Origin of the sequence: Streptomyces sp., assembly GCF_036524955.1 — a bacterium.
GTDB lineage: Bacteria > Actinomycetota > Actinomycetes > Streptomycetales > Streptomycetaceae > Actinacidiphila.
On record NZ_DATDBG010000088.1, the window covers coordinates 1 to 3,646 of the forward strand.

The 3,646-nt window shown below is 70.0% G+C and carries 2 protein-coding genes and 1 pseudogene; all 3 read right to left on the bottom strand.

What is annotated here, in order from left to right:
• Window positions 1-143: 143 nt before the first annotated feature.
• Window positions 144-1,277: an iron uptake system protein EfeO gene (gene efeO, locus VIW71_RS08225; RefSeq protein WP_331621372.1), complete on the bottom strand. Its 1,134-nt coding sequence runs from the start codon at window positions 1,275-1,277 to the stop codon at window positions 144-146.
• A gap of 594 nt (window positions 1,278-1,871) precedes the next feature.
• Window positions 1,872-2,807, bottom strand: a complete 936-nt coding sequence (hemC, locus tag VIW71_RS08230) for a hydroxymethylbilane synthase (protein ID WP_331621373.1) — start codon at window positions 2,805-2,807, stop codon at window positions 1,872-1,874.
• Window positions 2,808-3,069: 262 nt separating this feature from the next.
• A pseudogene (locus VIW71_RS08235) lies at window positions 3,070-3,646 on the bottom strand (hypothetical protein); the annotation flags it as partial.

Sequence of the window (3,646 nt, forward strand, 5' to 3'; positions counted from 1 at the left end):
CGGCGGTGCCGAGCGCGAGCCCGGCACCGCCCCAGCCGAGGAGCTTCCGCCGCGACGGGGTGGCCGCCGGGGCGCCGGCGGATTCGGCAGACCCGTCCGCTGCTTCTCCGGATCTTCCGGACATCGTCATGTCCCCCAGCCTTCTACTTCACCACTGCGGCGGCGAGCTTGGACAGCGGCTCAGCGAGCGCGTTCACACCGTCCGACAGTTCCTTGCGATCCGTCTTGCCGACCTTGTCATAGGAGGTGAACGTGTAGGAACCCGGGTCCGTGCGGTACTTGTCGAGCAGCGTGTTCAGCGCCGCGAACTGCTTGTCCAGTTCGGCGACGAGCCCGGGGTCGTTCTTGGAGGCGACCGGCTTCAGCAGTTCGAAGGACTTCTGCGCGCCCTCGACGTTCGCCTTGAAGTCGACCAGGTCGGTGTGGGAGTAACGCTCCTCCTCACCCGTCACCTTGCCGGTGGCGACCTCGTCGAGAAGCTCCTTGGCTCCGTTCGCCATCGACGTCGGCGTGATCTCGGCCTTGCCGACCCGGTTCACCCAGTCCGCCAGGTCCTTGTCGAGGGTGTCGGCGAACGCCTTCTCCTCGGCACCGAGCTTCTTGTCCTGCCACAGCGCCTTCTCCAGGCGGTGCCAGCCCGTCCACTGCTGACCCTCCGCCAGATCGGCCACGCCGTCCTCGCGGAGGTCGACCTTGGGGTCGATGTCGCCGAACGACTCGGCGACCGGCTCGGTGCGCTCCCAGCCGATACGGGAGTCCGCGTACGCCTTCTTCGCGGCCTCGATGTCGCCGGCGCGGACCGCGTCCGTGAACACCTTGACCTTCGGCAGGGTCTCGTCGGCCTGCTGCTGTACGTACGTGCGGTACTCGGCGACCGCCTTGTCCATCTCCGGCGAGCGCTTGGCCGCCGCGCCGGCGCCGGTCGCGCTGACCTTCTGGCGGATGCCGTCGCCCTTCATGCCGGGCTTGCAGGCGATCTCGTAGTCGCCCGCCTTCACTTCGGCGGTTATGTTCGCCTTGGTGCCGGGGCCGATGTTCTCGCGCTCGGTGACGATGCGGTCGTCCGGGAAGAGCACGTAGACCTCGGTGACCTTGGAGCCCTTGTTCTCGACCGCGAACTCGACGTGGCCGGCCGGGAATTCCTTCTTCGACACCTCGCACGCCGTGTCGGAGGCGGTCACCAGGATGGCGTCGCCGTCGCTCTTCTCGGCACAGCCCGAGACGGCGGTCATGACCGCCGCGGCGGCTAGGACGGCGGGGAGACGGACGGCTCGCATGGTGACTCCAGGCTGGTGGGAACAGACGATCAAAGATAAGGCAGACCTAAGTTAGGCTCGCATAACCTAACTTAGGTTCAGCCAGAAATCCACGGGCCGGTCTGCCAACTCGCCGCACGCCCCCTCCACGTGATGGCGTTCGTCCCGGTGCGTCCTGACCCCGGGGCGCCGCCACCACGCCCGTTGGGGTCGTGGGCACAGGCCCTGGAGGCGCGAAGGTCGCGGCCCGCGGGGTGATTTCGGCCACGTCGGCCCTTCCACTCCTCGTCGATCTCCCGCTCCTCGAGCGAACGGAGGAAGCGGCTGATGAGCGGATTGATGGCGCCATGATCGCTCCGGATGGCCATGAGGCGATCCTGTGACGTCAGGTGCGCTTGAGGTCAAGCGGGGGTTGAGTGCCGGGGCCGGGATCGGCGAGGGCGGGGTCGACGTGGTCCCCCGCCGGTTCAGGGCCGGCCGCGCGCTCGCCGCCGGGCCGCCGGCGAGGTGTGCGGCTGAGCCACGGTGTTCCCTTCGTCGGCCCGATCGGCGGGCAGGCGAGGGGCCCGCGCACCTCGCAGCCGGCGGAGGCCCGGCCGACGGAGGCCCGGCCGGTCAGTGGGCGATGCCGTCGATCAGTTCGCGCGCGCCCTGGCGCAGCAGGGCCACGGCGACCGACGTGCCCAGGATCGCGGGGTCGAGGCGGCCCGCCCACTCGTGGGCGTTCAGCACCGACTTGCCGTCCGGGGTGAAGACCGAAGCCCGCAGCGACAGGTCGCCGCCGCGCTCGGCCCGGGCGTATCCGGCGATCGGCGAGTTGCAGTGCCCCTGCAGGACGTGCAGGAACATCCGCTCCGCGGTCGCCTCGCGGTGCGTCGCGGGGTCTCCGAGACCGCTGACGGTCTCGATGACGCCGGTGTCGCCCTCGCGGCACTGGAGGGCCAGAATCCCCGCCCCGATCGGTGGCATCATCACGTCCGCCGGCAGCACCTCGGTGACCGCGTCCGTACGGCCGATCCGCTCCAGCCCGGACACCGCCAGCAGCAGGGCGTCCGCCTCACCCGCCGCCAGCTTCTCCAGCCGGCGGTTGGCGTTCCCCCGGAACGGCACGCACTCCAGGTGCGGATACGAGGCGGCGAGCTGGGCGGTCCGGCGTACCGAGGACGTACCCACCCGGGTTCCCGGCGGAAGCCGATCGAGGGTGAGCCCGCCCGGATGCACCAGGGCGTCCCGGATGTCGTCCCGCTTGAGGTACGCGGCGAACATCGTCCCGGCCGGCAGCGGCCGGTCGGCGGGCACGTCCTTCAGACAGTGCACCGCGAGATCCGCTTCCCCGGCCAGCAGCGCGGCGTCCACCTCCTTGGTGAACGCCCCCTTCCCCTCGACCTTGGCCAGGTCGCCCATCCACCGGTCACCGGTCGTCTTCACGGCGACGACCTCGGTCCGCGACCCGGGGTGCAGTGCGGACAGTTCAGCCCGGACACGCTCCACCTGGGCCAGGGCCATGGGCGAGTCACGGGACACGATTCGGATCAACTCGGGGGCCGACATGACGCCCACCATAGCCCGCGACCCCCGCAGGCCGCCCCCGTACCAGCAGCCCCACCCTGAACTCGTGACGCCGGTCCGCCCCGGTGACGCCGCTCCGTCCTGGCCATGCCGTCCTGGTCATGCCGTTCGGTCCGCCACGGCCCCCGGCGCGCGGACAGCGGCCTGCTCGCCCTGGTCCCGGTGTCCGAGTACCCGGGCGACCTGACCGCTGCCCTGCGCCGACGAGGTCCCGGAAGGCGCGACGCGTCGTTGTAACGGGTGATCAGCAGTCGGGGATGGTCACGCCGTTGTTGTCCTTGGCCACGTCGTTACCCCAACGGGACAGGTAGTAGGCGGACACCCACTGCCCACCCGGCCCGACGTCCGGGTCCGTCTTCAACCACCAGTGATTGAAGCTGCTCCCGCTCGAGATCTGCCGGCCCCACGCCTTGCAGAACACGTAGTTGGTGCCCGCGTAGAGCGTGCCCGTGCTCGCCGTACTGGTCGGCGAACCGTAGACCGACGCGCTGGCGAAGGTGTCCACCCAGTACTGGCCGGTCGTCGGCGGCTGGCCACCGCCCGCGCAGTCGGGGATGGTCACGCCGTTGTTGTCCTTGGCCTCGTCATTGCCCCAGCGCGAGAGGTAGTAGGCGGACACCCACTGCCCACCCGGCCCGACGTCCGGGTCCGTCTTCAACCACCAGTGATTGAAGCTGCTCCCACTGGAGATCTGCCGGCCCCACGCCTTGCAGAACACGTAGTTGGTGCCCGCGTAGAGCGTGCCCGTGCTCGCCGTACTGGTCGGCGAACCGTAGACCGACGCGCTGGCGAAGGTGTCCACCCAGTACTGGCCGCTGCTC